The organism is Rhizobium croatiense (genome assembly GCF_019793465.1).
GTDB lineage: Bacteria > Pseudomonadota > Alphaproteobacteria > Rhizobiales > Rhizobiaceae > Rhizobium > Rhizobium croatiense.
In genome coordinates, this window is record NZ_JAILYJ010000101.1 from 1 (window position 1) to 322 (window position 322).

The window sequence follows — 322 nt, forward strand, 5'->3', positions numbered from 1 at the left end:
GGATGCTGGCCAAACGTCACGTTTTGAAGGAAGACTGGCGACGTGCACATTCGATGTCGCCCCCGGCACTGGGGATCGTCTCATCTGGGTTGGCGCGCTGCACGTGGCCGCGTAAAAACGGATTCTCTCTCAACGGTTTGGTGCTTTTCAAGAACGACTGGCATCTATTGCTCGATCCATCTCCACCCTATTGCAGGAAAAGGTAAATGTCGCTCTGCATGCCTGATGGCCCCAGAGTGGCCGTGTAGGGCACACCATGGATACTGAAGTTGGTGGGTTTGTCCGCGCTCGGCAGCAAGTCAAACAAGTACATTGCAGGCAG

General features: G+C 55.3%; 1 protein-coding gene. It reads left to right on the plus strand.

Annotated elements, in window-relative coordinates; translation table 11 throughout:
• Positions 1 to 206, plus strand: a 206-nt coding sequence (locus K6M89_RS30755) for a hypothetical protein (protein ID WP_222135289.1), incomplete at its 5' end; no start/stop codon positions are given.
• Between the last annotated feature and the right edge of the window lie 116 nt (positions 207 to 322).